The organism is Methylocella tundrae (assembly GCF_901905185.1).
In the GTDB taxonomy this organism is placed as follows: domain Bacteria; phylum Pseudomonadota; class Alphaproteobacteria; order Rhizobiales; family Beijerinckiaceae; genus Methylocapsa; species Methylocapsa tundrae.
In genome coordinates this window covers 1-5,710 of record NZ_CABFMQ020000106.1, presented here as the reverse complement: position 1 = coordinate 5,710, position 5,710 = coordinate 1, and the positions used below count along the sequence as shown (strand labels likewise).

Below are 5,710 nucleotides of genomic sequence, written 5' to 3'. Positions count from 1 at the left end.
TTCCAGCCACTCGCGGGCTTTAGTTTCGTCGTGGAAGATCGGGTTTGAAAGATCAGATATGGCCGTTAGCTCCTATGCCAACAACACTACGTCTAGCGACCTACTATGTCAAGGTGATAATTGCCGGAATATCCCTCGAATTGAAGAGCTTGAAGCGTCCTTGCCCGCATTTCACGCTGCGAGGTGTTGCTCGTCGCGAAATAGTGACCGGGCGGCATCCCTCGTCCGCCGCGACCGCAACGAGCGACGACGATTTCGAAATCGCGCGCCATCTTTTGATCCGCGCTTCGGATATGAGCGGTATCGATGCTGACGACGAATTCGCGCAGGGGATCATTGGTCATTCCGAGCTCAAGTTGTGTGCGCTCGCATGCCAGTGGCGGGCTTTCCCTCTCTTGCCGAAGTGATTGATCTTCCAGGCGGGCGCCAAGCGTCAAGGTTCGCTTGCGCGCCGTTTGATGGCTTTCCGTCGGTTCAATGGGCAGGAATTCCGCCAGGAGCTCCGCAGCCTTGCGATACGGCAACATGCTTCCCAAGCGCGCCGTAAGCTCCATGAGTTCGGGCGTGGCCCGGTCCGGGCAAATCTCCCCGAGAACCGTGAAGGCCATGGAAAAGTGGGGAAAGCAACGCTGGCAAACCATCCAGCGCGGGTTTTTCACTGCAACGGTTCCAAACACCGTGCGAATTTTCCGCATCGTGTAGTCCTTGACTGGCCGCAGCCTTTCGCAGGCCTCGCAGACCCGCCGCGCCAGAGCATAAGTCGCGAGCTCTTGCTTCACGACGACCTCCTGGAGCGCGGACATGATCCTCTTGCCGTCGTCGATTGACACAGGCCAATTTCGCCAGACGCAAGCCGTTCAAACCCTTTCTCGATCTGCACTTGCGTCCTCTGGACGTCGCCAAATTTGTCGGGTCCCTCGATCGTCACCGTCCATTCCATCGCCGCCCTCCCTCAAGTCGGCGATTTTCATGAACGGTCCTGGTTAAGGTTTCCTTTTCGCCGTCACCCCAGAGTTTTTGCCGCTTTCAACGCATTTGATCTTTGCGCACGCGTCAAAGGATGGACGATCTCCAGTTATATTGACGAAACATGGTTCCATCGGCTTTTCGAACGGCGGGTTTGTCGACCTGCAACTTGACGGCGCGACGTCGATGATCGCATACTGGCTGCGATGGTTCCCTTCGGGGATCAAAAGGGAACACGGTGCGGCTTTACCGCTCAAACCGTGGCTGCCCCCGCAACTGTAAGCGGCGAGCCGCGCGCCATAGACGCCACTGGGCAACCGGGAAGGCGGCGCAAGGCAGAGACCCGCGAGCCAGGAGACCTGCCATCAGCCGTGGTCACGCGCGAACACATTGGGCGGGGTGTCTCAGTGGGGACCAGGACTCTCGCCTGATGGCGGCGCCTGGACTTTGGTTCGCAGTGACGCACCACGTCGCTGCGAGACCGTCATGTCCTCCTCCTGCCCATCAGCTTTGCGCCTGCGCGCCCTGACCCCTTGTTTTTTCCTCGTAGCCTTTTCCTTCGACTCCTCCCGGGCCTATGCTCAGGATGCGTCGGCCCCGCCTGTCGAGCTCCCCCCGGTCGTGGTCGGCGCGACCCTCATTCCGACGCCTGAGTCCGAGCTCGGCACAAGCGTCACCGTCATCTCGGCGGACGAGATCGCCGCAAAGCAGCAACGCACGCTGCCCGATGCGCTTCTCGACGTGCCCGGCCTCAACGTGGTGCAAACCGGTGGTCCGGGTGGTCTCACCTCGGTCTTCATACGCGGCGCCAATTCGAACCAGACCAAGGTTCTCATCGACGGCATCGACGTCAGCGATCCGAGTTCGCCGGACGGCGGCTTCGACTTCGCTCACATCCTCAACTTCGATCTCGGCAGCATCGAGGTGCTGCGCGGGCCGCAAAGCGGACTCTACGGCTCCGAGGCGATCGGCGGCGTCATCAATATCGCGACGGAAAAGGGTTATGGGCCGATGCTGGCGACCGCGAATGTCGAAGGCGGTTCGTTCGGGACCTTCAATCAGACCGCCAAGGTCTCGGGCTCGGCCGATTGGCTGAGCTGTTTCCTGGGATTCGGGCATTTCTCGACGACCGACACGCCGATTACGCCGCCGTCCCTCGTTCCGATCGGTCGCGCCATCAATCCGAACGCCTATGACAACCGCACCTTTTCCTTTCGCGTCGACGCGCATCTCGCCGACCAGCTCGATGTGGGGCTGACGAGTCGCTATATCGAAACCACCCTCCGTTCGACGAGCGACGATTTCCTCGGGCCAGAGAACCTTCGGAGCAACAACGGCAGCGATCAATCCCTCAGCAGGGCCTTCATCCATAACACCCTCTTCGACGGGCGCTTCGATCAGACGCTCGGCCTCGCCTATACGCATTATGACCGGAGCTACCTCGACCCCAACTCGATCCCTATTGTCCCGAGCTTCTACGAGGGGTCCCGCATCAAACTCGACTATCAGGGCAATGTCCGGCTCATCGAGGGCGAGACTCTGGTCCTTGGCGCCCAGCGCGAGGTGGACCGTCTCGTCAACAGCAATCCGGTTTGGGCGGTGAATGGCGATACGGCCGGCTTCGCGGAGCTCCAATCCAACATTGGCGGACGCCTCTTCAATGCGGCGAGCATCCGTTATGACGCCAACGATCAGTTCGGCAATGCGACGACCTTCCGCATCGCGCCGGCCTTTCTCATTCCAGAAACCGGAACCAGGCTCAAGGGCAGCGTCGGTACAGGATTCAAGGCGCCGACCCTTGACGAACTCTACGACAATTACCCAGCCTACGGGTTCTTCGCCAATCCGAACCTGCAACCAGAAACGAGCATCGGTTTCGACGCCGGCTTCGAACAGACGCTGTTGCCGGATCGCATCTCGTTCGGCGCGACCTATTTCGCCAATAACATCAAATATCTCATCAACATCAACGACACCGCCACCTCTTATGTAAATATCGGCCGCGCCAGGACATCCGGGCTCGAAAGCTTTATGAGCCTCTCGCCATGGAACGGTTTTTCCGTCCGCGCCGATTATACCTACACCGTCGCCAAGGACGAGACCACGCAACTGGATCTATTGCGGCGGCCGCGCGACAAATTCAGCATCAGCGTGACGCTGCAGGCGACGCCCGCCCTGTTGCTGTCGGCGACTTTTGTCTATACCGGGCCGTGGGCCGACACCAATCGCGCGGGGACGGCCACGAATCTTGTTGCGCCCGGCTATACGCTGCTTAATCTCGCCGCGACTTACGATTTCGGACATGGAATTTCCGGCTTCGCGCGGGTCCAGAATGCGCTCAACGACCATTACCAAAACCCCTTTGGCTTCGACCAGCCGACGCTTGGCGTTTTCGGTGGCGTCAAAGTCGCTTTAGGTCAGGACGGTTTGCTGTGACGGTCAAAGATTACGTAGCATCCAAAACCGGGCATCTGTCGCGCCGAGCGGTCGACGTCGATGGTTCCTCCGTCGACATCTTCGCCCTGCCGGCGGACGAAGAAACGCTCGAGGTCTTGTTGCGCGATCTGTTCGAAAACCACTGGCGCGAAATCACCTTCGGACCGGTCATTCAAGGAGCGGCCTATGAGTTCAAGGCGTCCTCGCCTCCGACCCATATCGGGATGTTCGACGGCTATCTGACGATCGCCTTCGGCGCGCCGCACTTTCACATCTGCATCGGCGTTCACAAAGGCAGCCCCCATAATCCCGCCTCGCCAGCGCTGGCGCGCCACCGCCGGACCTCGCGTGCGGAGCTTTACCGCCGTCTCGATCAATCCGGCGCGCCGGTTTCATGGGGCCTTCGCCTTTTCAACGGCGACGGCGAACAGCAGATCACGGTTCTCCTTCCCAACCCGTTCCTGGATCAGGACAGCGACAAGGTCCTGAAAGCGCCGGAATGGAAGCGGCTCACCCTTTGGGACAGCCTGCGGGCGCGCTGGCTCGGGCAGGGTGAGCCTGATCCGCTCGACCGATCAGGCAGAGGTTTTCGCCATGACTGAACCCCGCCGCCAAACCGACCCAAATTCAAATCTGAAAAGGAAAACACCGATGAACTCCCAATCTTCTGCAATACCGGGCTGGCGCAAACCAGCCTGGATCGCTTTGCTGGCCGCCGCCAGCGTGGCCTTCACCCTCGGCTTTGCCTGCGCGACGGCGCTCGCCGCTTTCGCCGCGATCGCGGCCCTGACCATGACGCGCCGCGACGCCCTGCTTCTCGTCGGCCTCGTCTGGCTCGCCAACCAAAGCGTCGGGTTCGGCATGCTGCATTATCCGTGGACAGCGGATTGTCTCGCCTGGGGCGGCGCGCTTGGCGTCATTGCGCTGCTTTCGGTTTTGGCGGCCGAATTTGGCGCGAAGTGCTTGATCGGCCGCAATAGAACCCTCGCTTCGATCGCGGCCTTCCTTGCCGCTTTTGCAATCTATGAAGGCCTTCTTTTTCTAACCTCCATCATTGCCCAGAGCGGCGCCGAAGATTATTCAGCGACCATCGTCGGACGAATCTTCGCCATCAACGCCGTCGCCTTCACCGGGCTCCTCGCAGTGAGCAGAATTGGCGCGTCGGCTGGCCTCGTCCCGGCGCCCAGCGGCCAGCTTGCCGCGACCGGCCGAAGCGGGTGACGTCAAGGCTCCCTCCCGCTCCACGTGGGGGCGGCATGAATTAGTCCGGCCTTAGGTAGCAACGACCAAAGCCCTTTACAGGCGCCTCGATTACGATATATGTTCTCGTTATGTTTGCATTACGAGGCCGGTCAGGCGCAGCATTTCCTCCTGTCCGCGGCAGCCAGATCGCTCAGCATCGGCAAGGTCATGCGGATGTCCGATCACGGCGCCGAAAACGTGTTCGCGCGCCTGCGGTGGCCAGCAACCGATGGCAGACCCGTGTGCCCGCATTGCGACTGCGCGTCCTGCTACGATTGCCATCGGGGCGATCAGCGGCGTTGGCGCTGCAAAGCGTGTTGCCGCGATTTCTCGGTGACATCGGGGACCCTGTTCGCATGGCATAAGCTGCCGCTGAAGACGTACCTCCTGGCTATCGTGGCGTTTTGCAACGAGGTGAAGGGCAAGAGCATGCTCGCTGTTGACATAGTCGTCCACCGCCTCCGGCAACAACAAAATTTGCGAACGGTCGAATCCAGAAATGTGTGTCATGCTAGATTCTACCGCGCCACACTCTGCAGAGGAATCCGCATAGTCCGACTTTCCAGTCTGCCGGGAATTTGTACCAGGGCGCTCACACGCGCTGACGCCGGACACTTGACACATACAACAGATAACACTAATTTAGCAACAATGAATTTAGATGAATTCGCATCGCGGGCCGGCAACGCCGAGACCTTTCTCAAGGCCCTCGCCAATCGTCATCGGCTGATGATCCTTTGCGAACTGCACAAGGGCGAACAGTCTGTCGGCGTGCTGCATGAGGCGATCGGCCTCAGCCAGTCCGCCCTGTCGCAGCATCTTGCCCGGCTGCGCGAGGATGACCTCGTCAGGACCCGCCGCGAGTCCCAGACGATCTATTATTCGCTGGCGAGCGAGGAAGCGCAGCAGGTGATCGCCCTGCTCTACAACTTGTTCTGTTCGCCGGGATGCAAATGATGAGAGGACCAAAACCATGTCGATTGATCGAGCCGTCTTAGCGTTCGCGGGGACGGTCATTCTTTTGAGTCTTGCGCTGTCGCAATGGCATAGCTCCTATTGGCTGCTG

Annotated in this window: 5 protein-coding genes, 1 pseudogene and 1 riboswitch; of the genes and pseudogenes, 5 read left to right on the top strand and 1 reads right to left on the bottom strand. The window is 60.0% G+C overall.

The annotated features are described in order from the left end of the window. Positions 1-92: 92 nt before the first annotated feature. Positions 93-695 carry a hypothetical protein gene (locus MPC4_RS16230; RefSeq protein WP_210253674.1) on the bottom strand — a complete coding sequence of 201 codons (603 nt, stop codon included), beginning with the start codon at positions 693-695 and terminating at the stop codon, positions 93-95. A gap of 461 nt (positions 696-1,156) precedes the next feature. Beyond that, positions 1,157-1,347: riboswitch (cobalamin riboswitch) on the top strand. Positions 1,348-1,452: 105 nt separating this feature from the next. On the opposite strand from MPC4_RS16230, the gene MPC4_RS16225 reads away from it, so the two are divergent. From MPC4_RS16225 to MPC4_RS21360, 5 genes and pseudogenes are all read left to right on the top strand, one after another. Continuing rightward, positions 1,453-3,402, top strand: coding sequence for a TonB-dependent receptor plug domain-containing protein (locus MPC4_RS16225; protein ID WP_174513435.1), 1,950 nt, complete (start codon positions 1,453-1,455; stop codon positions 3,400-3,402). Next, the gene (locus tag MPC4_RS16220) at positions 3,399-4,004 is read left to right on the top strand and encodes a DUF7676 family protein (protein WP_244629064.1); all 606 of its coding nucleotides are present in this window, start codon (positions 3,399-3,401) and stop codon (positions 4,002-4,004) included. The genes MPC4_RS16225 and MPC4_RS16220 overlap by 4 nt, the downstream gene beginning before the upstream one ends. 49 nt (positions 4,005-4,053) lie before the next feature. Then, positions 4,054-4,623: a hypothetical protein gene (locus tag MPC4_RS16215; RefSeq protein WP_174513434.1), complete on the top strand. Its 570-nt coding sequence runs from the start codon at positions 4,054-4,056 to the stop codon at positions 4,621-4,623. A 99-nt stretch (positions 4,624-4,722) separates the two neighbouring features. Next, positions 4,723-4,908: pseudogene (locus tag MPC4_RS21625) on the top strand (hypothetical protein); the annotation flags it as partial. A 387-nt stretch (positions 4,909-5,295) separates the two neighbouring features. Further along, positions 5,296-5,601, top strand: a complete 306-nt coding sequence (locus MPC4_RS21360) for an ArsR/SmtB family transcription factor (RefSeq protein WP_134493161.1) — start codon at positions 5,296-5,298, stop codon at positions 5,599-5,601. The last annotated feature ends 109 nt before the right edge of the window (positions 5,602-5,710 follow it).

What these genes read in the sequence shown, in the direction of transcription:
- MPC4_RS16230 (WP_210253674.1), bottom strand. Translation starts at nt 695, where the DNA reads ATGCGGAAAATTCGCACGGTGTTTGGAACCGTTGCAGTGAAAAACCCG.
- MPC4_RS16225 (WP_174513435.1), top strand. Translation starts at nt 1,453, where the DNA reads ATGTCCTCCTCCTGCCCATCAGCTTTGCGCCTGCGCGCCCTGACCCCT.
- MPC4_RS16215 (WP_174513434.1), top strand. Translation starts at nt 4,054, where the DNA reads ATGAACTCCCAATCTTCTGCAATACCGGGCTGGCGCAAACCAGCCTGG.
- MPC4_RS21360 (WP_134493161.1), top strand. Translation starts at nt 5,296, where the DNA reads ATGAATTTAGATGAATTCGCATCGCGGGCCGGCAACGCCGAGACCTTT.